23 protein-coding genes and 1 pseudogene are annotated in these 24,595 nt (G+C 48.6%); 11 read left to right on the top strand and 13 right to left on the bottom strand.

Annotated features, from left to right (window positions below):
- The first annotated feature begins 39 nt into the window (after positions 1–39).
- Positions 40–321, top strand: coding sequence for a DUF2325 domain-containing protein (locus SB752_RS14205; RefSeq protein WP_049742501.1), 282 nt, complete (start codon positions 40–42; stop codon positions 319–321).
- Between the two features lie 62 nt (positions 322–383).
- Positions 384–530: a hypothetical protein gene (locus tag SB752_RS14210; protein ID WP_410716279.1), complete on the top strand. Its 147-nt coding sequence runs from the start codon at positions 384–386 to the stop codon at positions 528–530.
- A gap of 30 nt (positions 531–560) precedes the next feature.
- Here SB752_RS14210 and SB752_RS14215 read toward each other — a convergent pair whose 3' ends face one another.
- From SB752_RS14215 to SB752_RS14225, 3 genes are all read right to left on the bottom strand, one after another.
- Positions 561–839, bottom strand: coding sequence for a S1C family serine protease (locus SB752_RS14215; protein WP_410716344.1), 279 nt, complete (start codon positions 837–839; stop codon positions 561–563).
- Positions 840–855: 16 nt separating this feature from the next.
- On the bottom strand, positions 856–2,313 hold the full coding sequence (locus tag SB752_RS14220; RefSeq protein ID WP_410716280.1) for a recombinase family protein: 1,458 nt from the start codon (positions 2,311–2,313) through the stop codon (positions 856–858).
- Positions 2,314–2,426: 113 nt separating this feature from the next.
- Positions 2,427–2,747 (bottom strand): winged helix-turn-helix transcriptional regulator, encoded by a 321-nt coding sequence (locus SB752_RS14225; protein ID WP_410716281.1) that lies wholly within the window; start codon positions 2,745–2,747, stop codon positions 2,427–2,429.
- 249 nt (positions 2,748–2,996) lie between these two features.
- Between SB752_RS14225 and SB752_RS14230 the strand changes: the two genes are divergently transcribed.
- A complete protein-coding gene (locus tag SB752_RS14230) occupies positions 2,997–4,109 on the top strand; it encodes a YheC/YheD family endospore coat-associated protein (RefSeq protein WP_410716282.1) in 1,113 nt (370 codons plus the stop codon).
- 41 nt (positions 4,110–4,150) lie between these two features.
- On the opposite strand, the pseudogene SB752_RS14235 reads toward SB752_RS14230, so the two are convergent.
- Positions 4,151–4,561 (bottom strand): annotated as a pseudogene (locus tag SB752_RS14235) (S1C family serine protease); the annotation flags it as partial.
- 321 nt (positions 4,562–4,882) lie between these two features.
- Here SB752_RS14235 and SB752_RS14240 point away from each other — a divergent pair.
- Positions 4,883–5,422: a PadR family transcriptional regulator gene (locus SB752_RS14240; RefSeq protein ID WP_103109378.1), complete on the top strand. Its 540-nt coding sequence runs from the start codon at positions 4,883–4,885 to the stop codon at positions 5,420–5,422.
- Between the two features lie 166 nt (positions 5,423–5,588).
- Here SB752_RS14240 and SB752_RS14245 read toward each other — a convergent pair whose 3' ends face one another.
- Positions 5,589–6,701 (bottom strand): aminopeptidase, encoded by a 1,113-nt coding sequence (locus SB752_RS14245; protein ID WP_410716283.1) that lies wholly within the window; start codon positions 6,699–6,701, stop codon positions 5,589–5,591.
- 166 nt (positions 6,702–6,867) lie between these two features.
- Positions 6,868–6,960: a YjcZ family sporulation protein gene (locus tag SB752_RS14250; RefSeq protein WP_103109379.1), complete on the bottom strand. Its 93-nt coding sequence runs from the start codon at positions 6,958–6,960 to the stop codon at positions 6,868–6,870.
- Between the two features lie 247 nt (positions 6,961–7,207).
- Between SB752_RS14250 and SB752_RS14255 the strand changes: the two genes are divergently transcribed.
- The 3 genes from SB752_RS14255 (at position 7,208) to ytxJ (ending at position 8,745) form a co-directional block, all read left to right on the top strand.
- Entirely contained in the window at positions 7,208–7,441 is a 234-nt protein-coding gene (locus tag SB752_RS14255; RefSeq protein WP_049742494.1) for a hypothetical protein, read from the top strand.
- A gap of 157 nt (positions 7,442–7,598) precedes the next feature.
- A complete protein-coding gene (locus SB752_RS14260) occupies positions 7,599–7,997 on the top strand; it encodes a hypothetical protein (RefSeq protein ID WP_410716284.1) in 399 nt (132 codons plus the stop codon).
- Positions 7,998–8,418: 421 nt separating this feature from the next.
- Positions 8,419–8,745, top strand: coding sequence for a bacillithiol system redox-active protein YtxJ (gene ytxJ / locus SB752_RS14265; protein ID WP_410716285.1), 327 nt, complete (start codon positions 8,419–8,421; stop codon positions 8,743–8,745).
- Between the two features lie 208 nt (positions 8,746–8,953).
- On the opposite strand, the gene SB752_RS14270 is transcribed toward ytxJ, so the two are convergent.
- Positions 8,954–11,131: a cell division protein FtsA gene (locus tag SB752_RS14270; protein WP_410716286.1), complete on the bottom strand. Its 2,178-nt coding sequence runs from the start codon at positions 11,129–11,131 to the stop codon at positions 8,954–8,956.
- 276 nt (positions 11,132–11,407) lie between these two features.
- Here SB752_RS14270 and SB752_RS14275 point away from each other — a divergent pair, with 276 nt between their 5' ends.
- The 4 genes from SB752_RS14275 to SB752_RS14290 all read left to right on the top strand — a co-directional run bounded on the left by SB752_RS14275 (position 11,408) and on the right by SB752_RS14290 (position 15,033).
- The gene (locus tag SB752_RS14275) at positions 11,408–12,505 is read left to right on the top strand and encodes a bifunctional 3-deoxy-7-phosphoheptulonate synthase/chorismate mutase (RefSeq protein WP_410716287.1); all 1,098 of its coding nucleotides are present in this window, start codon (positions 11,408–11,410) and stop codon (positions 12,503–12,505) included.
- A gap of 116 nt (positions 12,506–12,621) precedes the next feature.
- Entirely contained in the window at positions 12,622–12,930 is a 309-nt protein-coding gene (locus SB752_RS14280) for a metal-sensitive transcriptional regulator (protein WP_103109385.1), read from the top strand.
- A gap of 116 nt (positions 12,931–13,046) precedes the next feature.
- A complete protein-coding gene (ccpA, locus tag SB752_RS14285) occupies positions 13,047–14,057 on the top strand; it encodes a catabolite control protein A (RefSeq protein ID WP_213024890.1) in 1,011 nt (336 codons plus the stop codon).
- A gap of 43 nt (positions 14,058–14,100) precedes the next feature.
- On the top strand, positions 14,101–15,033 hold the full coding sequence (locus tag SB752_RS14290) for a 5'-methylthioadenosine/adenosylhomocysteine nucleosidase (RefSeq protein ID WP_410716345.1): 933 nt from the start codon (positions 14,101–14,103) through the stop codon (positions 15,031–15,033).
- Positions 15,034–15,416: 383 nt separating this feature from the next.
- Here the strand turns inward: SB752_RS14290 and SB752_RS14295 are convergent, their stop codons facing one another.
- The 6 genes from SB752_RS14295 to SB752_RS14320 form a co-directional block, all read right to left on the bottom strand.
- On the bottom strand, positions 15,417–16,583 hold the full coding sequence (locus SB752_RS14295; RefSeq protein WP_410716288.1) for an acetoin utilization protein AcuC: 1,167 nt from the start codon (positions 16,581–16,583) through the stop codon (positions 15,417–15,419).
- Positions 16,580–17,224 (bottom strand): CBS and ACT domain-containing protein, encoded by a 645-nt coding sequence (locus SB752_RS14300; protein WP_410716289.1) that lies wholly within the window; start codon positions 17,222–17,224, stop codon positions 16,580–16,582. Before SB752_RS14300 ends, SB752_RS14295 begins: the two co-directional genes overlap by 4 nt.
- Positions 17,225–17,262: 38 nt before the next feature.
- Positions 17,263–17,895, bottom strand: coding sequence for an N-acetyltransferase (locus tag SB752_RS14305; protein ID WP_410716290.1), 633 nt, complete (start codon positions 17,893–17,895; stop codon positions 17,263–17,265).
- Between the two features lie 83 nt (positions 17,896–17,978).
- On the bottom strand, positions 17,979–21,116 hold the full coding sequence (locus SB752_RS14310; protein ID WP_410716291.1) for a transglycosylase domain-containing protein: 3,138 nt from the start codon (positions 21,114–21,116) through the stop codon (positions 17,979–17,981).
- A gap of 276 nt (positions 21,117–21,392) precedes the next feature.
- Complete coding sequence (gene rpsD / locus SB752_RS14315; protein WP_049742482.1) at positions 21,393–21,992, bottom strand: 30S ribosomal protein S4; 600 nt, start codon at positions 21,990–21,992, stop codon at positions 21,393–21,395.
- A gap of 296 nt (positions 21,993–22,288) precedes the next feature.
- Positions 22,289–24,586 (bottom strand): YcdB/YcdC domain-containing protein, encoded by a 2,298-nt coding sequence (locus tag SB752_RS14320; protein ID WP_410716292.1) that lies wholly within the window; start codon positions 24,584–24,586, stop codon positions 22,289–22,291.
- Positions 24,587–24,595 lie beyond the last annotated feature (9 nt).

Consider the following 24,595-nt stretch of genomic DNA (forward strand, 5'->3'; position numbering starts at 1 on the left):
TAAATCAAACGCATACCCAAATTGAAGGAGGTAGCAAGTATGTCATCCATTTTAGTAATCGGCGGAGATCGCCTCGGAAATATTATTGAGCTGTTGCAAGGCCAAGGTTTTCGTGAAATTCACCACGTTACAGGGCGCAAAAGCTCCCAAACGGGTGTAAAAATTCCTTCGGGGATTCATATGATTCTCGTCCTGACCGATTTCGTCAACCACAATCTGGCGAAGACTGTGAAAAGCCAGGCGAAAGACCGCGAGCTCCCGATTCTCTTTTGTAAACGCTCGTGCGCTGCTATTGCCAAAGCATTTGACATGACTGCGTAAATACATACTTCCTGACCTGGACAGACTACATAACGAGTTTGATACCGATGGAGGAATGGAGCATGGAACCCAATTCACTCGTTGATCTGCCTATCGCGCAGCTGACGGCCGTACAGCTGCAACAGTTGAAGCAGGCAGAAGAACAGATCAACCATGAAGGTCAAAATGTTTACCTCATTGCATTTGAGAAGCAAGCCCCGTCCCGATAGACGGGGTTTTTTCTATTCCTGCACAGCTTCTCATTTGAAAACGTATTGATCAAGCTGAATCTTCAGGGCGTCAATTCCAATCGCAAAGCCGAGACACTGGCTGGATTGAATGATGAAGGCATTCAATCCGATTACTTCGCCATTCAAATTAATCAACGGACCACCACTGTTACCGGGATTGATTGCTGCATCTGTTTGGAAAATTTCCTCATACAGCCGCTTGGCTACCTGCAAGCGTCGGTTTTTAGCACTAATGATACCGGCCGTGACGGAATTTTCCAAACCTAATGGGGAACCACAGATCCTCATAGAGGCAAAATACAAGCTAATGAAAATGTAGAAGCGTGAGACGGATGGAACGTTTTGAAGTTGTCGGATCAAGCTCAGCCTCGAGTCGTTGGATCAAGCAGCTGACGAGCAATTTTCGCTCGTCCTCTGTTGCTTCTAGCCAAACATGATTCCAGTTTGTGAGCAGCGCGAGTCCTTTGTCATCGACAGGGGAGGTGGACGGGTGGGGAGAGCTGAGCGCTTGTGAAAAATCTTGGGGGACTGCTTGCTCCAAACCCTGCAGCTTCTTTTTAAAAGAAGACAAGGTGAGCAGCCCTGCTGCGTATGCCTCTTCCCAGCGTGCCCGCTTTAGCTGCTGCATGTGCTCTCTTTTGCCCTCATAAGCAAGCTTTTCTTGTTTTTGCAGGAGCGCAATCGTCTCCAAGGCAGCTGCCCGGGCCTCCAGCGGAAAACGATTTAGCTCGCTCACAATCTCTTGCTCGATCCAGTCTTGCCGGAGTGGGGGAGCATCACATGTACCAGCTGTTTTATTTTTGCACCAATAGTAGTGATGCGTGTAGTGCCCACCTTTGGCGCGCTTTGTACGAGTCGTTTTGCCACGCATGACCGTTCCGCAGCGCGAGCAGTACAGAAGTCCGGAAAAGAGAAAGGATGAGCCAAGGGTTCGCGGGTGTTTTGTGCTGCGATTGTTCAGGCGCTGTTGAACGCGGCAAAAGGAAGCTTCATCGATAATTGCCGGATGCGTTTTTTCCTCGATTAGCCAATCCTCGGATGGATTTTGCCGTTGCTCTGCGGTGGCATAATTCCAGCGGAGTGCTCCATAATAAACGGGATTCTTTAACAGGCGTAATACGGCACTTGCGCTCCATGGAGCGCCATTTTTTCCACGCCAGCCTTGGTGGTTGGCTGCATCGGCGATTCGACGCGGGGATTCTCCCTGTGCATACTGAGCAAACATTGTACGAACTCCGACTGCTTCCACATCATTGATCAGTAAGCGTCCATCGATAAGATCGTATCCATAGGGTGGTGGTCCGCCAGGGCGTTTGCGTTCTCTCACCATTTGTCCCATTCCCATTTTCACCCGCTCACCCAAATTTTCACGTTCCCATTGGGCCAGAGCAGCAACGAGTGTAATAAATAAACGCCCGATAGCAGTCGTCGTGTCGTACACCTCTGTACTGCTTTTAAAACGGACACCATGGCGATCAAACTCCTGTAAAAGCTGATAAAGATCCAAGACAGATCTCGTGAGTCGATCAAGCCGATAGACGAGGACAACATCCATTTTCCCTGCGCGTACATCTGCTAAAAGACGTGTCAGCTCTGGACGATTGGTGTCTTTGGCACTGACGCCTTCATCTGCGTAGATGTCGGTTAATTCCCAATCCTGGGAGTGAATGTAGGAGAGCAGCTTTTCTCGTTGGGCAGGTATGGAAAAGCCTTCTTTTGCCTGATCATCTGTGCTCACCCTCATGTAGACAGCCGTTCTCATCGAACCCCTCCAGCCTTTTCAGGATGCTAGAGTCTACAGCATGAGGGGAGAGCTTATGTCTGTCCAAACAAAAAAAGCCCCGTCATCCTTTATAGGACTAGACGGGGATAGAGCTACATCCATTTTTGACCCCATTCATGTATGGAATCAATGACCGGACGTAAATCTTTTCCTTTTTCTGTTAGCTCGTATTCGATGCGAACGGGAGTCTCAGGGTACACCCTGCGTTCCAAAATCCCCAGCTCCTCAAGCTCCTTCAACCGCTCCGATAGCATCTTATCGCTCATATGCGGAACCATTTCACGAATGTCTTTGAAGCGCACAGTTCCACGCAATAAGACATGAATAATCAAACCAGTCCATCTTTTGCCGAGAACATTGATCGCACCTTCGTACTTCGGACACATGTGTTCGCCAGCAAATTCATAATTCATGACGGCGTCACCTCTAAATAAAGCATGTTTGCGATATATTGTACCACAATAACTTGAAAAAAGTAAGTAAGGTAAGTGTACGACAAATGCATGCAGCCCATCTCTAGTTGTCACCAGACGCACAGCTGCTTATGCTGGAAACTTTGTTTTGAAAAAGTTGTCCAAGCCCGATTCCCACAAGAATCGTCTCTCCTGTTTACGCCAACACATAGACTGTAGGCGAAGCAATGATAAGGAGAGGGTGGGGAAATGCGTCAAAAGCGGGTGATTGGCATTTTGACATGGCGAGAGGGACAGCGTTTTTCCGAACCGGATTATCTGCGACGCCTGGTAAAGGCAGGCTGGAAGCTCGGGGCGGAGGTGTATGTATTCTCCCATCAGGATGTGAATGCCAAAGAACGCAGAATCAAAGGCTTCACTCCCAAAACGGGTGGCGGCTGGGAGAGCAAGTCGTACCCGTGGCCGGATGTAGTCATCGATCGCTACCGAAAACGGGTTCCACAGTATATGAAGCTGCGGCACAGCGGTCTATTCGACTTTGCAAATAGTCCGTTCAGCAAAAAGTGGAGAGTCACACAGCTCCTGGCCGAGGATGAACGTGTGAGCCGATGGGTGCCAGAAACACATGTGTACACAAAAGGGAAAGTGATAGCGATGCTGCGTCGGCATCCGCTCCTGTACATCAAGCCTGGAAACGGCACAGGCGGCCGAAGCATTCTGAAAGTCGCTGCTGTGGGCAAGCAGTACCAGCTTCAGGGCCGCGACAAGCAATACGGCAAACACCAAGTCCGGGTGGACAATGCAGCTGCCGTAGAGAATTGGGTAAAGCGCTGGGTCATTAAGCAGCGAATCAGTGACGGCAACTTTTTGGTTCAGCAAGGTCTGGATTTGGCTTTGATGCCTAACCGGGTAGCGGATGTTCGGCTTCTGATTCAAAAAGACGGGGATGGAGAATGGGATGTGACCGGCTGTGGCGTTCGTATGGGGGCGAGTGGCAGCTCTACCTCGAATCTGCATGGGGGAGGCAAAGCAATACCTTTCGAGGCGTTCATGACCAAGCGCTTTGGGGAGGACGGCGCCATGCGGATTTTGAATGAGTGTCATACGATGGCCCATCAAATCGCGCACACGTTGGAGGAGAGGTTTGGCAGGATGATGGAGTTTGGTCTTGATATTGGCGTAGATGTGAGCGGGCGTGCGTGGCTGATCGAGGTAAATCCGAAGCCAGGGCGAGAAGTCTTTCGGCAAATGGGGAGCATGCAGACGTACGCTGAGGCCATCGCGAGGCCGATGAAATTTGCCTTGTATATAGCCCGTAACGACGCGGGGTTGCCCGCGAAGAAAATAAAAGGAGCTGGGTAGCATAGCCTGGTTTTTGTCTCTATGATAACGAGTGGGGAACCGACGCTGATGACCCATTCGCCAACCTTAGTATGAGACGAGTGGCCAAGTGCTAGCGGATACAGCCTGCAATCTGCATCAATTTTAATAACAGCGTAGTCGCGAACACGATCAGCGAGAATGCGTTTGGCTTCAAACACCCGCCCGTTGAAAAGCTTGACGAAGATGTTTTTTGATTTGCCAATCACATGTTCACTGGTCAGAATGTAGCCTTTGTGATGAAAAATGAATCCTGAACCAAAGCTACGCTCGGTTGGAGTCGAAGGCTCTTCCTCATTAATCAGGCTGCGGATTAATGAATCTACATCTTTGGTATGGGGTGCGTCCTCGGTAACGATGGAGACGACACCCTCCTGTACGCGCTCTACAATCGGAACAAAAAAATTAAAGGGATGCAAGCTGCTGCTGCTCACAGGGTACTTTACTCGCGTATATTGGGACCATTTTTTACTTTTCAACGATCTCTCCCCCTACAGCAGATAGGTATGTATCATCTTATGGGAGGACGAAAGGGAAGGGACGCCCAATTTAGAGTCGTTATGTACGATTATCATTATTTTTGATTGATATAATAAAGAAATAGCATTGGTATATTTATTAGAATCGAATTATAATACCTGTAGTTAAAGAATATTTCGAACATAAAGGCTTTGCAGATACCTTCGAACGGGAGGGAGGAGTCTGCGTACGGCTGCTAGAGAGAGAAAAAGAAAGCTAATGGAGGATGCGAAGAGATGGACGTTAAAACGATCATACTTGGGTTTTTGAACTATGGCGAGATGAGTGGATACGACATAAAGCAAGCGTTTACTAACAGCATCGGTTTCTTCTATGATGCTAGCTTTGGTGCGATTTATCCGGCGCTCCGCAAACTGGAAGAAGAAGGCTTTGTGACCAAGCAGGAGATTATCCAATCGGGAAAACCGAACAAAATCCTATACAGCATCACTGACCTTGGGAAAGAAGCTTTCCGCCAAGAGATTCAAACACCGATTTTGCCACCTGTTCTGCGCTCAGATATGTTAGTAAAAATGTTTTTTGGCAAAAGTCGTACAAACGAAGAACAGAAAAATTTGCTAGAAGGTTGCATCGAGCTACAGCGCGATATGCTGCAACAAAGCAAGGTGAACTTCAAAAAGCTCGAGGTTCATTTTGACGAGTATCAGCGTTTTTGCTGGGAATATACGATTCATCATCTCGAGACGACCATTTCGTTTTTGGAGCAAAAAATGTCTTCGTTAGTCAAACAACCAGCCTATTCTGTTCCGGTTTAAACATCGGACAAATAAATAGAAAAAGCGAAGCGACCTTGCGCGAGGTGCTTCGCTTTTTTTTTCTGTGAAATACGTCTCGACGTTTTTCATAAAAGTGGATGTGACCGCTTACGGTCAAACACTTTTGTCCCCCGACGAGAGGGGAAAACGGTCATGACCTGATTGATTATTTCAGGTTCTCAGGATTGAGGCACTCCAGCTCTGGTACGACAAAACGGCCATCCTTGCGAATCAGACGATCGTCGAACCAGATTTCTCCACCACCCCATTCTGGACGCTGAATCATAACGAGATCCCAGTGAATGGAGGACTTGTTTCCATTGAATGCGTCATCATAGGCTTGACCAGGTGTGAAGTGGAAGCTGCCATCGATTTTCTCATCGAACAAAATGTCCTTCATCGGGTTTTGAATGTACGGATTTACGCCAATCGCAAATTCCCCAACATAACGAGCGCCTTCATCAGTATCAAACACTTCGTTGATTTTTTCCGTATCGTTTGCGGTAGCCTCGACAATTTTGCCATCCTTAAAGGTCAGCTTGATATTGTCATACGTAAAGCCTTGGTAAGGAGATGGTGTGTTGTACGCGATCGTTCCATTAATAGAGTCGCGAACCGGAGCCGTGAATACTTCGCCATCTGGAATGTTGGCTTCCCCGGCACATTTGATCGCTGGAATTCCCTTGATGGAGAAAGTAAGATCAGTGCCTGGACCAGTCAGGCGCACCTTGTCAGTCTTCTCCATCAATTCAACCAGGCTTTCCATGGCTTTATCCATTTTGCCGTAATCAAGCGTACATACTTTGAAGTAAAAATCTTCAAAAGCGGCAGTGCTCATGTTCGCGAGCTGTGCCATCGAGGCATTCGGGTAGCGCAGAACGACCCATTTGGTATCAGGGACACGAACATCCAGTACAGGGCGCATCAAAAGCTTGGAGTACAGCTGCATTTTGTCGCCAGGAACGTCAGCCAGCTCACTAATGTTATCGCCACCGCGAATCCCTATGTAGCAATCCATTTGTTTCATGAAGGTAACGTCTGCCTCGCGCATCACGCCAAGCTGTGTTTCGCTTACTCCGAGCAAGAGCTCCCGCTGGATGCTTTGGTCGATCAGCTGCACGTACGGATTTCCGCCAGCTGCATAAACCTTGGCGATCACGGCGCGTACGAGTTCATGAACGCTGCCGATTGCATAAATCAATACATTTTCACCCGCTTGTACACGGGTAGAATAGTTGACAAGAACATCTGCTAATTGCTCAATACGTGGATCTTTCATAGGAAAAGAATCCCTCGCTTTCCATGTCTTTTTTATAGTATTGTACACAACTTGCACAGAAAAAAGCTACCCAATGTGAGTGGGTAGCGTCAGGTGAAACGCACAACAGGATTCGGTTTTACTATATATGCAACTCCCTGCTATAAATTGCTAGTGGTTAGCGAAATTAATCGCAGCCGCAACCAACGATTACCAGCAGGATGAAAAGAATCAAGACCAAAGTGAAACCGTCGAAGTCTCCGTTGAAAATGCTACTCATGTGATAAACATCCTCCTTTAGTGTGTTAAGCGTCTTGTGCTTACATCCATAACATATGGGTTTTCGCATAGCGCCGATACGGGCATTCGCCCATTTTTGGGAAGATTCTTTTTGTTGAATTCATTTTCGGTACTCGCACTTCCACGAAAAATCCGCAGTTCTGCGATTGCTACGTTTATTATTCTGAAAAGCAGGAAAAGCTAGAGGATACCAAAAGACTTTGCAATAACGAAAGGATGTCAGTGATATGCAAAGATCATTATCCAGTCTTCAACACGACCTCTTTCCCATTACGATCAATGTAGGGGAAGATTTTAAATCCATTGTTTGGAAAGCTCAGTATGATATGGATTTCAACACGGAATGCCTCTTCTGTTTTTCCGATCAGATTACCGGTTACCGCGTAGAGGATGAAGCGGGTCACGCAGGCAAGGTAGCGGTTTGCCCGCATTGTGAGAAGGTCAACGCGATTTACGCTTGAGCGAAGGACACAGCAAAAGCGATGCCAATGGAGGCATCGTTTTTTTGTTCTTTCCTGCCACTGTATCCACCAAGTACCACCTGTTGTTTAGCAGGATTGAAGGGAGGTTTCACGAATACGTAGGAGAGCTATACATATGGAATAGGGGTGAAATTCATTGCAGAAGAAATGCAGCCGCTGCGGAAGTGAAATGGAGATGGCGCTGCGTAACGTCGTATACCGTAACCGCGTAAAAATTATGAATGTACCTGTACACGTTTGCGTAGACGATGCTTGCGCTTATTCCCAGGTGGTGGACGTAATTAAAGACGATCTAAAATCACTCATGGAGGAACTGGGCCAACACCCGCAGCGTCAGGCGATTGAGTTCGAAGAAATGTCAGAGTTATCCAACTTATTGGTATTGATTGCTAATGAGGGGGAAGACTCCACCGTGCGTGAGGTACTCAGCGAACGGGTCAATGAGCTTTTGGATCTGTTTTTGTTGGCGCAGTCCCTTGGTGACGAAAAGTGGATGTTGGAGCTGCGCGAGCGGTTAACCAAGATCATGGTATAGCATTGCACACAGATAGAGGGAGGAAAGGCGCCTGCATTACGGTAGGCGTCTTTTTCTCGCTTATTGTCTTTTTCCCTCTGCCTTTCTATCAACTAATCATAAAGCTAAAGCTGGTGAGAGGAAACCGGAGAAAAAAGCGAGGATCTTTGGGATACATCCCAAGCGGAGTGAAAAAAGTGAAACACGCCTTTAAGCGTCCACCTTTGAGAAGCATCATGAACCCTCCACTTTGGACGCGGTTTCACTTTTTTCACGGAGCTGACCAGAACAACCCCCTAGCTAGTATCCCAAGAATCCGGAGCGTTTTCTCCGGTTTCCTCTCCTCCCCTACAGCTTAACCCAAGCCCCACCATAGACTTACAGGCTGTGCTTTTTGTATACTGGAAATCACATGGCATCAGATAAAAAGGAGAGATGGTTTGTGAGCCAAAAACAGCTGCACTCAACTGAAGAGCTGGACCAGTTTGTAAATGAAAACGGTAAACGACTTTTGTTTAAGCATAGCACGATCTGCCCGATCAGCACGGCAGCCTACGATGAGTTCCAAGCGTATGTAAAAGATCATACAGTTCCATCCGCTGTCATCCTCGTGCGCGAGGATCGCCCTGTATCCAACGCAGTAGCAGAGCGCTTTGAAATCAAGCACGAATCCCCGCAAATCTTTTTGCTGGAGAATGGCCAAGTAAAATGGCACACCTCCCACTGGAAAATTACCAAGGATGCCATTGCCCAAGCCGTACAAGAATAAATGAGAAAGAGCTACCAACTCGCGTCTGAGTTCGGCAGCTCTTCTTTTTTGACGTATAGGAATTTATAAGCGGGACGCTTATGAATTCTGGAGCGCATGACAAGGTACCTCAGCGTCCGCTCCCGGCATTACTTCGGTGAAACTTTCCGCTAAACGCGATCGCTCTTCCTTGAGCATGCCTCGATAGAGGTTTTCTTACCTAGGCTTATTACTCCCAAAACAGTTCAAGCTTGTCTCCGCTTTTTAGCTCAGTCTGGAAGGTTGCCAGTTCGCCATTGACCAGCATGACAAAGCCAGAGATGCTTTCCCGATCAGGCTTCTCCAGCGAAACCTCGACGAAGCGAAACACATCACTGAACACAGGGGTAGCAGAGGGTGACGACTTGACCGTGATTACAGCGCCATCCACTACTGTATCCTCTGGGCTTGCCGCACGACCATCCATCGTGATAGCAACCTGTGCGACAGGCAGCACGACCTTTTCCCCGTTAAATAAAACAGTGACGGTCTCTTGTACCCACTCATCCAAAGGAATGACATCGCGAATGGTGGGGGAAGTGATTTCTTCTCTACGATAAACGAGCTCATCACCCTGACGGACATAATCAGAGAGTGTGGCGTTTTTCCCGTTGAGGAGGATAACCTCGCTCCGAGACGGAATCGAATAGCTGTGTCCATTCACGCTAAACTGTAAGTAAGAAGTAGGCCCTTCTTCGTTATCTGCAGACATTTCAGCAGAGCGGAGCACTTCCTCAATCGTGCGTGGTAGGCGAATCTCGACCTCACAGCGATCCACGAGAGCAGCATCTAGCGGTTGTGGCTCACCATTAACCAAAATGATCGGACCCAAAGAGAGTGGACGGTCATTGCAGATCAATTCCAATGTATCCAGACGATCCAGCAAGTCCTTTACTTCAGCATGAGCATCCTCACCGTTCACCCCAGCGACGATAACGATCGTATCTCCATCTCCAATAGGTGTATCCAATCCTGCGGCTTCCCCGTTTCTTTCAATAACGGGGGGGGTGCCGTGGCCGCCTGGAATCATTTTGATACGGCCGTTGATAGTAACGGTCATCGCAAGGCCAGGGCGTCCATACAGACGACGAATGTCCAAACCAGCTCCGATCAGGGCATCACCTAAGGTCATTTTCCGCAGGTCAAAAATACGGATTGGATTGTCGTTGACTGTAACTGTGACATAACGCAGAGGGTGACGGCGTGCAGCTACCGCAATCCCTACAGGGGTGACGAATTCAGGCCCGGACAAGAGCGGATGGTCACCTACGAATTGTTTGATCGCATCGCCACCTCGTACAGCGACTCGTGCTGCCGGAATTTGCAGCACCGAAGCGACTTTTCCCGTCAACCCAGGTGTCAAGCTACCGCCGCCGATCAGCATTACAGCCTGAGGCGCTTTTCCATTTAACTCCATAATTTTAAAGGCGATTTTTTCTGCAAGCACCTGGATATCAGTATCGATAGCAGCAATTACCTCAGCAGCTGCCATAGTCTGCTCCAGGCCTAAAATATCTGTGAAGGTAACATGTTCAGCGGTGGAAAGCACACGCTTGACCTCTTCTGCCATCGGGAAATCCAGCAGAAAGGCATTCATCAGGGCATCGGTAATTTCGTCGCCTGCGACAGGCACCATGCCATATGCTGTAATAGCGCCCTCCTCGGTCAGAGCGACGTCAGATGTACCCGCTCCGATATCAACGAGCGCAATGTTGAGGCGACGCATCGTGACGGGTATGAGCACATTGATCGCGGCGATTGGCTCGAGGGTGAGAGCCTGCATCTCCAGATCGCAACGTTTTAGGGCAGCAATCAGGGAGTCGACAACGACCCGCGGTAAAAAGGTAGCGATGACGTCTGTACTGGCTGTGTCGCCGCGCTGATCGATCAGGCTGCCGATAAGCTCGCCGTCCAGATGATAGTTCACGACACTATAGCCTACGCAGTAATAACGGGTCACATCCTGCTCGTTAAGTTCTTTCGCGAGCTGGGCTTGCGCTTCCTGTACAGCGGCAAATTCCAGAGTGACTACATCATCGCGCGTAATAAAGGCATGGCGGGAGAGCGGCATGTCGATACGGACGCGGCGCGTACGCAGAGATCGGCCAGCAGCAGCTACGGCCACCTGATGCAGCTTTCCATATTTTTGCTCCAGTTCTTCTTTTATTTGTTGGATCACTTTGGCTACAGCGATAATGTCGTGGATTTGTCCGTCGAGCATGGAGCGCTCATCGTGTTCTCGAATCGCGCAGTCCAATACGCGAAACTGCTCGCCATCAGCCTCAACAATCAGACCAACGACGCTTCGTGTGCCAATATCTAAAGAAAAAATCAGCTCAGTGGAGGCTGTTTCTGTATGTTCTGACAAAAGTAGGTCACTCCTCGTTCCAGATGAGTATCAGTAAATAAAATATGGAAAACATATGTATGAAGAGTTCGACTCGAAACGAAAAGAATCCTGTCGAAACAAGGAATCTTCTTCGGATTTGGCGAACTTTATGCAAATGCGGAAAAATATTTACAATTTACTTTCGCGCTTTTTGGCGCTAAACTGCTGACAAGGGACTTCGAATCAATTATAATAACCCTAATTTTAAATGAGCTGTACGCAGAAGCAACTATAAAAAGAGGAGAGTGGAGAGAGATGGCACACGATCAAATCGAAGTTATGCGCAAACAAATAGACGAGATCAACTTGGAAATTCTCGAGCTGATCAACAAGCGCGCGGCCCTCGTACAAGAGCTGGGCAAAGAAAAAGAAAAACAGGGAAGCAACCGTTTTGATCCAGAGCGCGAGCGCCAAATGCTCAACCTCTTGGTAGAAAATAACAAAGGTCCTTTCAATGACAGCACTGTCCGTCATTTGTTCAAACAAATTTTCCAAGTATCTTTGGATCTGCAAAACGATGACAAGAAAAAGGTTCTTCTGGTTAGCCGCAAGAAAAAAGCCGAAGACACTGTTATCACTGTAAAAGGTGTAGAGTTTGGCGGAAGCAACCCGATTCTGATTGCGGGACCTTGCTCGGTTGAAAGCTACGAGCAAGTAAGAGCAGTAGCGCAAAACCATGCTGAGCGCGGTCTGCGTACATTGCGTGGCGGAGCTTACAAGCCACGTACCTCCCCATACGATTTCCAAGGCTTGGGTGAGGAAGGCTTGCAAATCCTGAAGCGCATCGGGGATGAATTCAACCTCGTGACGATCAGCGAGATCGTGACACCTGGCGACCTCGAGATGGCTTCCAAGTACATCGATGTGATTCAAATCGGTGCGCGCAACATGCAAAACTTTGAGCTGTTGAAAGCGGCTGGTCGTGTAAATAAACCGATTTTGCTGAAGCGTGGTCTGGCAGCAACGATCGAAGAATTCATTTACGCTGCAGAGTACATTCTCTCTGAGGGCAATACACAAGTCATGCTATGTGAGCGTGGTATTCGTACGTATGAAAAAGCGACGCGCAACACACTGGACATCTCTGCTGTACCGCTTCTCAAACAAGAGACTCACTTGCCTGTATTCGTAGACGTGACGCACTCCACAGGTCGTCGTGATCTGCTCCTGCCTTGCGCGAAGGCTGGTATCGCGGTTGGCTCTGACGGTATCATGGTTGAGGTTCACCCTGATCCAGACGTGGCTCTCTCCGATGCGAAGCAACAGCTGAACATCCCGCAATTCAATGAATTTGTAGACGAGTTGATTGCTTCTGGACTGTACAAAGGTGAAGCAGTTGCTTCACGCGGATAAATCAGTCTGAACGAAAGGTCCTTCCAGCATACGGGAGGGCCTTTCTCATTTGACGAAAAACATGTGACCAAGTAAGCTAGGAGTACGTGCTATATCGGCGAAGGAGGATGTGCCAGATGAATGAACACGACCAATGCTGCTCGTCTGAACGAGCCACTCCCCGGACGGATAAAATCAAGTCGAATCTCGTATCCAGACTTAATCGCGTAGAAGGACAAATACGTGGAATTCGCGGGATGGTGGAGAAGGATGTTTACTGTGACGACATTCTCAATCAAATCGCAGCTGTTCAATCTGCACTGAATGCGGTTGGTAAAATACTCCTTGAGGGACACATGAAAAGCTGTGTCATGGAGCGTATTCAGCAGGGCGATAGCGAGGTCATTGACGAGCTCTTGAAAACAATGAACAAACTAATGAAGTGAGAGGATACGCAAGCTGTAAAAACGATTGCAACCACTTACAGCTTGTCGTATCATAAGTGCATATATTTATGAAAATAATTATGAAAACCATTATATGGGGAAAGTGAGGGTGTGTGATGCCGGTTACTATCTACGATGTGGCAAGAGAAGCGGGGGTTTCTATGGCGACGGTCTCCCGTGTTGTAAACGGGAATCCAAACGTAAAACCTTTAACCCGAAAAAAGGTGTTGGCTGCAATTGATCGCTTGGGATATCGACCCAATGCAGTCGCACGTGGTCTCGCCAGCAAAAAAACAACAACAGTCGGTGTCATCATCCCGGACATCTCCAGTTTGTTTTTCTCTGAGTTGGCACGCGGAATTGAAGATATCGCTACGATGTACAAGTACAACATCATTTTGTGTAACTCCGACCAACGCATGGAAAAGGAATTGCAACTGATCAATACCTTGCTTGAAAAGCAGGTGGACGGGCTCTTGTTCATGGGTGCGGAGATTAAGGAAGATCACCTGCAGGCACTTACCAGCACCTCTGTACCGACCGTTCTAGCCGCTACACGCGACGCTGATAACGTACTGCCGTCTGTGAGTATCGACCACTTCCAGGCCGCTTACGACGCGACACAAGCTCTGATTGATCGCGGACACAAGCGTATCGCCATGATTACAGGACCGCTGAATGATCCGCTGGGTGGTCTGATGTGCTTTGAAGGCTACAAAAAAGCTTTGGTGGACGCAGGAATCGGCTTGAACGATGAGCTGGTTGCTACTGGAAATTACTTTTATGAGTCAGGTCTCAGCGTGACAAAGGACTTCATCAAGCTGGCGGAACCGCCTACAGCGATTTTCTCAGCGAATGATGAAATGGCGATTGGAGCGATTCATGCGATTCAAGACTCCGGGCTTCATGTACCAAATGATATTGAAGTGATCGGTCATGACAATATTCGCCTGGTGGAAATGGTTCGCCCACGACTGACCTCTGTCGTACAGCCTATGTATGATATCGGTGCTGTGGCCATGCGCCTGTTGACCAAATATATGAATAACGAAAACGTCGAAGAGCATGTCGTACTTCTGCCGCATCGAATCGAGTACCGGGAAAGCACTAGACCGGAGCAGTCTTGATTCACGGATAACGAGTAGAATAGCAGCAAGAGGGGGATGGATGATGCGGATCGGAATTATCGGCGCAATGGATGAGGAGATTGCGCTGTATTTGGAAGCGATGGAGCAGCCGACGAAAACAGTAAAGGCTGGCATCACTTACTATGCTGGTGTAATGGAAGGCAAAGAAGTCGTTCTGTGCAAATCGGGTGTCGGCAAAGTAAATGCAGCAGTGACCACCCAAATTTTGATTGATACGTTTCAAGTAGAGCGTGTCATTTTTACAGGAGTAGCCGGTGCAGTCCACCCTGACCTGAATATTGGTGATATCGTCGTCTCAACCGATTGCATTCAGCATGATATTGATGTGTCGCCGCTCGGCTTCGCGCCAGGTCAGATACCGTTTACAGAACAGTGGATCTGGAGTGCAGACCAGGACCTGATTCAGCAAGCAATCGATGCGGGAAAAGAGCTGGATGCCCGTATACAAGTAGTTAGCGGACGAATTCTGTCAGGCGATCAATTCGTGGCAAGCCGGGAAAAAGTACAATGGCTGCACGAGCAATTTCAAGCACACTGCACGGAGATGGAGGGCGCTTCTGTTGGACAAGTGTGCGCGATGAACAGCGTACCATTCGTTGTTGTCCGTTCTATGTCGGACAAGGCTGACGGTTCCGCTCACGTCAACTTTGCTGAGTTTACCAAGCTCGCTTCTGAGCGCTCGTACGCGATCGTTCGCAATATGCTCAAAGCAACCTCTCAAGACGCTGGAGTAATCGTCTATTCCACGAAAAATTGTGTAGACTGCAATCTGGTTAAGGAATGGCTGAAAGCCAAAGGAATCTCCTTCGAGGTCCGTGATGTCATGACCAGCCGCGCCTACCAGGAAGAAGTCGAACGCTTCGGCTTCATGGGCGTACCAGTAACCGTAGTAGGAGATAAAGCCGTAAAAGGCTATGCTCCATCCGAGCTGGAAGAGCTAGTTGGCAACAAATAAAAAATAAAACACACTAAAAAACGGCTTCTCTCCGGAGAGGCCGTTTTTCTATACAAATGTATTACATCCATGTCTTATCCCTCACCGTCCCCAAAAAGCCACCGTGACCATCCCCCAAAAGGAAGCGATGGTGCAAACCAAAAGCTGGCTGAGGAAAAAGGAGAAAAGGCGAAGCTCTTTGGGGACCAGCCGAAGCGAAATGGAAAAAGAGAAACACGGTTTTAAGCGTCCACCTCTGAATAGCTTCTTGAACCAACCACTTTGGACGCGGTTTCTCTTTTTCCATGTAGCTGTACAGGAATGACCCCCATGCAAGATCCCCAAGAAGCTGGAGCATTTTCTCCTTTTTCCTCTCCTCCACAGAAGTATGAACGAACAATCTATTACTCCTTGCTTGAATTCGTCCCGGTAGGCCCATACATAATTGCCCGCTCCAGCGTCAGCCGATTTTTTTCCGTGATTTCTGCGCGCCGAGGAATCGCAGGAAACCCTTCGTCAAACAGACGGGGTGGTAATTGCAGCTCAGACTGCGGCTGCCAACGCTCCAGCCATTCCTTGGGGAGAGGCTGGTCGCTCAAGGGCTGATCGCTCATCTCACTCCATAAGAGTGTCCAGGCACGAGGGACGACCCGCCATATATCGTATCCACCACCACCGACAGCAATCCATCGTCCATCGCAATATTCATGGGCCAAGCGGTGGGCGAGCCGGGGAATCTCCTGATAAATTTTCATCGTACAGGAGAGATGCGTAAGCGGGTCGTAAGCGTGTGCATCACAACCGTTTTGAGTCAGGATAACATCAGGCTTGAAGCCCTTGACAAGCTTAGACACTAGCTCTTGATAAATGTCTATAAAGGAATCGTCCTCTGTAAACGCATCCAAGGGAACGTTGATCGAATAGCCGTACCCAGACCCGTCTCCACGCTCAGTCGTATTTCCGGTACCAGGAAACAAATATTTACCTGTCTCATGCATGGAGATAGTGAGTACATTCGGATCGTCGTAAAAGGACCATTGTACACCATCTCCATGGTGAGCATCTGTATCAATATACAAGACACGGGCATTCCAGTGCTTGCGCATGTACGCTATCGCTACAGAGCAGTCGTTGTAAATGCAAAAGCCCGAAGCACGCCCAGAAAAGGCATGATGCAATCCGCCAGCAGGATTAAAGGCGTGCTGCGCTTGCCCCTTCATCACGGCATCCACCGCATTCAGCGTACCGCCAACAATGAGCGCTGCGGATTCATGCATATTGGCAAAGCAAGGAACGTCTTCCGTGCCCAGACCGTAGCTTGCTGCTTGAGGAAGCTCTTTTTCACTGTGCCCCTGATCGCGTACAAACTGGATGTACCGCGGATCATGCACCAAGGTGAGCTCCTCATCAGTGGCAAGCCGGGGAGCAAGGATGTCTGGCTCCGTGAGAATTCCAAAGCTGCTCATCAGATCGTGGGTAAGGAGCAAACGACGCTGGTTAAAAGGATGATCATCGTTAAAATAATACTGCGTGTAGTCCGGAGAGTAGATTAGACGAGCATTGCGGCTCACAGGAATATCTCTCCTTCCGTCGGACCGATAACCTTGAATCCTTTGTCAGTAAGCAGCTGCATGACCGCGCGCGGATCAATCGTTTGTACGCGGAAAACCAGATTCTTTTTGTTTGCCTTCTTGCATGGATAAACAATGACGCTCGATACATTCACATGTGCTTCGCGAAAGATTTGACTTACTTCTGCGAGCATTCCGACACGATCATCGACTTCCACCTCGATGTGGGAGCTCGGTCTGTTCACACCAAACAATTCAATCAGGCTGGAAAACAGATCAGATTCGGTGATCATGCCGACGAGCCGGTTGCCTTCGACGATCGGGAGAGAGCCGATTTTATGCTCGTATATCTGGAGGGCTGCATCTTCGATAAAATCAAGCGGGTGAGCGGTGATGACATGCTTTTTCATGATGTCCGCTACCGGTTTTTGCAGGACCGTTTCGTCATCATCGTGAGTGATGAGACGAGAAGGCAAGGCATCCCTCAGGTCACGGTCAGAGACGATGCCGACAAGAATGTCTCTCTCGATAACTGGTAGGTGCCGGATTCTGTTGGCTCTAAGCAGGAGTAATGCTTCCCCGATCGGGGTCGTGGGATTTACGGTGATCACCGTTTTTCGCATGATATCTTCTACGCGCATGAGAGAGACCTCCTTTTTTCCTAGAGAGGACGACAGAATTAGTACAGAAACCGATTTTGAAAGCGAATGGCGTCAAACGCCACAACGGTTTCTGGAGGGACGCGGCTGCCGATTCTGGCCATCAAGCAATTGGCGGGGTGGGAGCATATTTCGGGATCGTCTGTGGCTACCCAGCTCATACCGACACTGCCCATCACCTTTTCCATTACTTTTCGGTATTGCCACACGTCCAGGCCAGTCCCATTCAGATCCCAGTGCCAATAATATTCGGTTGCAATCACGATGTAGTCTTCCATGGCATCATCAGAAAAGGAGACCTCAAGAAGTTTTTTTGCCACACCGCCAGCTCTTACGGATTGGCAGATTTCGATTGCGCCTAGCTCTAGGAGATCCGGAAGCTTTGCCTGCGACCAGCGCTCGAGTGGGTCCGGATGGAGAAAGGTGACATAGCCGAGAACGAGATTGCCATCGCGGGCAACAATGATCCTGCCCTCAGGGAGATCAGCAATTTCGATGAGGGCCTCGTGCTGTTGTTCTGGAACACGAAAAGCCTTGAGCCCCTCGTCAAACCGCAATGCTGCCAGATCGCTTCCAGAAATGGGACCTTCAATGAACAGTTCTTTTCCATTCACAGTCATTCTCGTGGAATAATAGCGCTTGACGTGGTCCATTCGTACCTCCTGTTTTAGCCTTTTGTGTAAAAAACAGAGATGGCGTGATAACCATCTCTGTGAGTTCTTGCTGTAAGTTTATTCTATGGTGTCGCGGATACGCTGTTGGATTGTGACGATTCTCCGTAACTATTGACTGCAGTGACGTAGTAGGTACCGTTTGTTACGTTTGTTGGATGGGTGTAGCTCGTAGCCGATACTGTGTCGAGAAGCAGATAGCCACTGGCAGCGTCTGGACTGAAATATATGTTGTAGGCAATCACTTGGTCAGCCGCTTTATTTTCTTTCCATTGCAGCTTCAGACTACCGCCATTGGCCTTGATAGACAACGATTTAGGAGCAGTAGGAGGAACTGCATTGGACGTATTTGATCCATTGCCCTCTTGACCATCAGGTGGCGTAGTCATATCTGGTGGATTTGTTTGTCCACTGTTTGTACCAGGATTAGATATTCCATTTCCATCTGGATTTTCAGTGCCGGCATTTGGATCTGGAAGCTCCCATATATGCGAGCCCGAGCCGACCGAAGCGATCTCAGAAGGCTGAGATTCATTTCCGGAAATATCAACAGAAGTGACATAGTAACCGAAATTACCGCCTGCACCTGCATCAAACGTTAATACAGAAGGATCCTTCACAGTGGAGACGTGAACAAATCCGTTTTGACCGTCCGCGCGATAGATGCGATAGCCAAGCAGGTCAGCTTCCTTGGCAGATTGCCAGCTCAGAACGACCTGTTTGCCATTGTTATTGGCAGTAAGTCCACTCGGAGCAGAAGGGGCTCCCGCTACTTCTGTACGTGGATCCTCGCGATCAGGAAGTCGCTGCTCCCAGTCTGGCGGTTGGACAGCCACTTTAGAGTTCTTCGCCTGGATTTGCTCCTTGGTTGGGAGCGGATCAGGTGAACGGAAGAAGACGCCTTCTGATACAAAATCATCAGGTGTTCCTTCTTTGGCCAAGTATCTCTCGCCATTATACGTAATCAAGCGCGCTTTTTGATGGGAGTCATCTACTTTCGAAGGAACAAAGCGGCGATTGAATATGTCGGTAATGGTGTGGCCTGCTTCTCTGGAAAGCTCGCTTGGCAGCAAACCGGACTTCGAGTCGACGGTTGCACTTACGATTCCTTCCGGTTTTTTAAAGGTAGCATCAGGTGGAGAGAGCTCTGGCTGCTTCTCGATAATTTCCTTCATGACCTTGCCCCATACCACCATGGGCACGTACTTGTCTGCATCTGGCATCGGATACGGTTCGTCGAAGCCAACCCAAACACCCATTGACAGCTCAGGAGTATAGCCGACAAACCAGAGGTCGTTACTGTTATTGGTTGTACCGGTTTTACCTGCTACATCTACTTTACGAGGTACATATTTGCGAATATGTGTACCTGTACCTGCATTCACGACGGAGCGCATCATGTCAGTGATCAGGTAAGAGGTTTGCTCGCTGTAAACTTGTACAGGCTGAGATTCGTGACGGTAAATGACAGTCCCTTGACTATCCTCGATACGGTCAATGAGGTAGGCATCCACAAAAGAGCCATTATTTGCAAAGGTAGCATAGGCATTTGTGATTTCCTCAGCGGTCGTACCGTATGTAAGTCCGCCGATTACTCCCGTGGCAGCGTAGTTGTCTGCATCAACCAAGGTGGTAATTCCCATTTTCTTAACGTATTCAAGTGCTGTCGGTATGCCAACCTTGAGGTAAGTCTTGATTGCCGGGATGTTCCATGACATCCGCAACGCTTCACGTGCACTCATGATTCCTTGCCATTTGTTATTCCAGTTCTTCGGCAGGTGAGAGCCGTTTTGGCCATCTGCGAGCAGCACTGGTGAGTCATCGAGTGGAGAGGCTGGCTGCAAAATGCCGAGCTCAAATGCCGGGGCATAAGCAGCGAGCGGCTTCATCGCCGAACCAGGCTGACGTGGAGCAGTAGCATGGTTCGTCTGTTCAACTTTAAAGTCACGCCCACCGATCATTCCGAGAATCGCACCCGTTTTGTTATGGATCAGCATAGCGCCGACTTCTTCTAGGGCATTCTCGATTTTCTCCGTTTTGCCGTTTGAGCGGCGGATCGTATACGAACGATTTTTTCCGAAGTTGTTCGGATCAGCTGCGATTTTCTGCATGATATCATACACGTTCTTGTTAATCGTTGTATGGACCTTGTAGCCTTTTCGCAGGAGGTCGCGTCGTTTTTCTTCAATCAATTGACGGTACTCATTACGTCCGATTGTTGATTTGTCACGACCTTTTTCCTTGAGGTCGGCGTCAACTAACTGTCTAGCGGCGCGTTCTTCAATTTCCATCATCAAAAACGGAACTTCACGGTATGCCTGTTGAGTTGGTTTGGCCAATTGCGCTTTTAAATCTGTTTTGTAGGCTGCATCGTATTGGTTTTGGGTGATGTAACCATTTTCCAGCATGCGGTCCAATACCATTTTTTGGCGTTCCTTGCCTCGCGTATAGCTTTCATTGCCAAAAGGAGTGTAGGCGCCCGGATTTTGAATCATGCCTGCCAGATAAGATCCTTCGCTGAGATTCAGCTCTTTAACATCTTTTCCAAAGATCCCTTTTGCTGCTGCCTGAACGCCGTAAACGTTGGAGCCATTGGCGTTTTTCCCAAAGTAGATTTCGTTCATGTAGGCTTCTAGAATCTGGTCTTTGGAAAACATGCGCTCGATCCGCATCGCACTGAAGATTTCCCGTACTTTACGGGTATGGCTTACTTCGGCGGAGAGAATCGTATTTTTTACTAGCTGCTGTGTGATCGTACTACCACCAGTTACGACTGGTTGATTGGTAAATTCCTGGATCGCCCCGCGTAGCGTAGATTGAAATGCTATCCCGTTATGGTGGTAGAAATTTTTGTCCTCGGTTGCGATGATGGCATTAATCAAATAGGGCGAAACATCTGCTTTTTTCACCAACCGCCGATCGCCCTCTTCGGCGCGTAATTGCCCGATAAGAGTGCCGTCATTGTAGTAGGCGAATCCGGTAAGGTAGTTCGTGAAAATCTTGTTTTCCAACTCCGCTTTGTTGCGAACAGGCTCGTCCTTTACGAGCGAGGCAACATAACCTGTCACGATTCCCCCGGCCGCCGCGGCTCCCATTAGCCCAAGCAGAAATAGCAGCTGAACGATGATCCAAATCGTCCTTCCACGGCTGCGTCTGCGTTTTTTCTTTGGCGGTTCAGAGGAAGATGTGTGGTTATTCGACATATTATTACGACCCCCTAGCATACCCCCTGATTATACCATACGAGGAACCTGTAGGGATAGAAGCTGGGAAGTTGACAGATCCAAGTTTGTATGCATGAATAGCGATTTTGTCACTATAACGATGAAAAATAGGATGCTCCCTAAAAGAGATCGTCTGAAAGGCGGAAGTTGGCAAAAAAAGTCGAATGAGGATTGGTTTGTGCGAGGAGAGGAGTGAGGTAAAAAACAAAAAAGAGTAGGCCGATGAGCGGCGCTACTCTTTTAATCCTCAAACGATTAACGGCTGTAGAACTCAACGATCAGAACTTCGTTGATTTCAGCTGGCATTTCTTCACGGTCTGGGAGACGAGTGAAAGTACCTTCAGCTGCAGCATCGTTGAATGTGATGTAGTTCGGCAGGAAATTGCGGCTTTCCAGGGAGTCCTTGATCAATTGCAGACCACGGGACTTTTCACGAATCGTGATCACATCACCCGGTTGTACACGGTAGGATGGGATGTTCACTTTTTTGCCGTTTACCAGGAAGTGACCATGGTTTACCAGCTGACGAGCAGCAGGGCGAGTTGGTGCAAAGCCCATACGGTAAACTACGTTATCCAGGCGGGATTCCAGCAATTTCATGAAGTTTTCGCCCACTACGCCAGCCATTTTGTTAGCATGGTCGAAAGTGCGACGGAATTGTTTTTCGTTAAGGCCAAACATGTGGCGCAGCTTTTGCTTTTCTTGCAACTGGAGACCATACTCGCTCAGTTTACGACGGTTGTTTTGACCGTGTTGACCAGGAGGATAGTTGCGTTTGATGTCTTTTCCTGTACCATCGAGAGAGATACCCAGACGACGGGCCAGTTTGTGACGAGGTCCTGTGTAACGTGACATAATTTCATTCTCCTTTAATATGGATTCGCAGGTGTTTACTTCCGGCAGGTTAGTTCCTACTTTATCTACACGAACTTCAGACGGTAGCGTTTCCGCATCGTGCTCCTCACAGGTAGTTCAGCCGCTGCCTGAAAGGGAGGGAACTAAGAGGATGATTCCTTCCGTTTTTACCTACAATCAATGCTACCCTGTACACATACAATCAATAATACTCGGATAGGCATCTGTAAGTCAAGCAAAAAGAAAGGGCCATCCATTGCCAGCAGTGGCTTGGATGGCTTTTTTTACCGAGCTTCTTAGTCGCGGAAAACGATAGGCTGTGTATCCTGCTCGCCTCGTTTTTCGAGGAAGCGAGTAAAGGTGATGGCAGCGTCAGCGCGCGACACTTTAGCTTGTGGCTGGAACATTTGTTTTTCTGTCGGAACGATACCTAAAGTGGTTGCGATGACGATAGATCCGAGATGCTTTGTACCCGCAATGTCAGTGAGCTGGGATTGGAACATGCCGGAGTAGTCGGCAAGCTTGCTGTAACCAAGAGCGCGTACAATCATATCAGCCAGCTCTTCCCGATTGATGGCTTCATCTGGATTTAACTTGGACGCATTTTTGTCGAGCAGCCCGCGATCGACCGCTGACTCAACAGCAGAGAAGTAGCGGGAACCGTTGGCAACATCACTATACGTAGCTTTTCGGTCTGCTGCGTACATCGGATAATGGCGTCCTTGATTGAGACTGATCATCAGCATTTCGATCATTTCACCACGCGTAATTTGCTGTTGCGGCATGATTTTTCCATCTTCCAGAGAGAGTGCATCATATTCGTACATCAGCATCAGTTCTTTTTCGGCAGGATGTCCTTTTAAATCCTCAGGTGCAGCACGGTGCAAGCTTAGGGTTTTGCCAGATGCGAGGGAACGCCATTCACCTGTGGTCGCGTCCAGAAAATACGGCTGATCCATAGGAGTCGTAGTCGCACGGTACACTAGCTTTGCAGACCGTTTCGGAGTATAGGACGACTGTTGCTGTATTTTCTGTTGTTCTTCCGGAGTGAAAGGAGTCAGCATGTAAACAGCCTCAACCTCCGCTTCCTTCGACCAGGCGTCGACAGCTTCTTCGGCAGAGATATGCTTCGGTGGCTGCTCTGGGTAAGACTCGCTTCCACTCTCGGTACTGTAAGACAAGATTTCGCCCGACTCGGTATCAAAAGAGAAGAACGCAGAACCGCTTGCAGCCATAATATCGCCAATATATCTGGTAAAGCTGATGTGATAACGATCTGAATTGTAAATTTGCTCATCACCAGGGTTATTGTCGTTCAAGAACAACACGTTTGCAGAGGTCGGCGTCCATTTGCGGATCGATTCCATCGCCTTTTCCTTGAGCTTCTCAGGGTTTTGCTTCTTCGCGGACTTCTCGCTGTCTTTCTCTTTTACCATCGGAAGGTCCTTGTTATAGGAATAAATATCACCTGTTTCCGCGTCGATGGATACGTAAGCGTAGCGGACGTCCGATTTGCTCTCGCTCATGAATTCCAGGTTCCAGACAGGACGGTTGCCGCGATAATCGGTCTCACTGTAATTGCTGGATCTCAGCTTGTAGCCATTTAGATCAAACAAATTCGTTGCCATGTTGACAGCTTCATCCTGGGAAAGGGCTTTGCCCGAATGACGCGCTGGCAGCTTCTTGGTGCTGACCGGGATCGGATCAGTGGTGGAGCTGCGAGGTGAAAGAGATGGGCCCAGAGCTTTTCCATCCACGGCATCCACATAAAACGTAAAGGGGTTCATGTAGCCTAAAATCGGCTTATTGCGGTCCGCACCTGTGCGCTCCCACGACAACTGATAAGAGAGGCTGGCCTTTGCCAGACCGAACAGCTTCTTTTCCGCTTCTTCTTCAGAAATGGTATTGGTCGCCTTTTCAAAATTTACGTCATTCCAGGAAAGCGAGTAATTCGTAACGGTTCCAGCACCGTTAACCGAGATGTCAATGCCGTTATCCGGGAACAGGACGTCATTGACGACTCGAACGAAGCGGAACGTGTAGGAGAAATCATTGTTCAATGGTGTTTTAGGCTCTGGCATCTCACGTAAATACAGGCGTGTCTCATCAGCTTTGCCTGCGTTGTACTTCGCGAGAAAATTCTCAGCAAAGCCTTTTGCTTGTTGATAAGAGATTCGTTTTGCATAAGGAAGACTGGAATCTGTGCGATCATAGCGGGAATAGCTAGTTAACTCACCAGTGTCGGCGTGAATACTGACGCTATAGGAGAGATTGATATCCTGGCTGTTCGCTTCTTTTTTGACCCAGCTAAACGACCATTCTGGAAATGTACGCCAGGAATCGGATGAGCGCAAAGAGACATTGCTCAGTTCCAGCCCGCTAGTTGGAACAAGCTTGCTGGCGATGGAGAGCGCGGCCTCCTTTGTTAGCTTAACTTTGCTGGCAGCAGCGAAAACGGTGTTGTTGCCTTGTGTACTGCCAGATGCCATTTTGCTGACTGAAGTAGAAGGCGTTTGTGCCTGTGCGTGTGCAATCGGTAACAAAAGACTTGCGGTTAATAAAACGGAGCTTGATCGAATAAACCATGGCTTCATGTGGACCCC

This window comes from Brevibacillus sp. SIMBA_040, from assembly GCF_046535075.1.
Taxonomy (GTDB): Bacteria; Bacillota; Bacilli; order Brevibacillales; family Brevibacillaceae; genus Brevibacillus.

Coding starts and splice junctions, on each gene's coding strand:
- SB752_RS14305 (WP_410716290.1), bottom strand. CDS start 17,895: ATGGACCACGTCAAGCGCTATTATTCCACGAGAATGACTGTGAATGGA.
- SB752_RS14205 (WP_049742501.1), top strand. CDS start 40: ATGTCATCCATTTTAGTAATCGGCGGAGATCGCCTCGGAAATATTATT.
- SB752_RS14250 (WP_103109379.1), bottom strand. CDS start 6,960: ATGAGTAGCATTTTCAACGGAGACTTCGACGGTTTCACTTTGGTCTTG.
- SB752_RS14215 (WP_410716344.1), bottom strand. CDS start 839: ATGAGGATCTGTGGTTCCCCATTAGGTTTGGAAAATTCCGTCACGGCC.
- SB752_RS14225 (WP_410716281.1), bottom strand. CDS start 2,747: ATGAATTATGAATTTGCTGGCGAACACATGTGTCCGAAGTACGAAGGT.
- SB752_RS14275 (WP_410716287.1), top strand. CDS start 11,408: ATGGCACACGATCAAATCGAAGTTATGCGCAAACAAATAGACGAGATC.
- rpsD (WP_049742482.1), bottom strand. CDS start 21,992: ATGTCACGTTACACAGGACCTCGTCACAAACTGGCCCGTCGTCTGGGT.
- SB752_RS14240 (WP_103109378.1), top strand. CDS start 4,883: ATGGACGTTAAAACGATCATACTTGGGTTTTTGAACTATGGCGAGATG.
- SB752_RS14280 (WP_103109385.1), top strand. CDS start 12,622: ATGAATGAACACGACCAATGCTGCTCGTCTGAACGAGCCACTCCCCGG.
- SB752_RS14290 (WP_410716345.1), top strand. CDS start 14,101: ATGCGGATCGGAATTATCGGCGCAATGGATGAGGAGATTGCGCTGTAT.
- SB752_RS14230 (WP_410716282.1), top strand. CDS start 2,997: ATGCGTCAAAAGCGGGTGATTGGCATTTTGACATGGCGAGAGGGACAG.
- SB752_RS14220 (WP_410716280.1), bottom strand. CDS start 2,313: ATGAGAACGGCTGTCTACATGAGGGTGAGCACAGATGATCAGGCAAAA.
- SB752_RS14255 (WP_049742494.1), top strand. CDS start 7,208: ATGCAAAGATCATTATCCAGTCTTCAACACGACCTCTTTCCCATTACG.
- ccpA (WP_213024890.1), top strand. CDS start 13,047: ATGCCGGTTACTATCTACGATGTGGCAAGAGAAGCGGGGGTTTCTATG.
- SB752_RS14245 (WP_410716283.1), bottom strand. CDS start 6,701: ATGAAAGATCCACGTATTGAGCAATTAGCAGATGTTCTTGTCAACTAT.
- SB752_RS14320 (WP_410716292.1), bottom strand. CDS start 24,586: ATGAAGCCATGGTTTATTCGATCAAGCTCCGTTTTATTAACCGCAAGT.
- SB752_RS14310 (WP_410716291.1), bottom strand. CDS start 21,116: ATGTCGAATAACCACACATCTTCCTCTGAACCGCCAAAGAAAAAACGC.
- SB752_RS14300 (WP_410716289.1), bottom strand. CDS start 17,224: ATGCGCGTAGAAGATATCATGCGAAAAACGGTGATCACCGTAAATCCC.
- SB752_RS14210 (WP_410716279.1), top strand. CDS start 384: ATGGAACCCAATTCACTCGTTGATCTGCCTATCGCGCAGCTGACGGCC.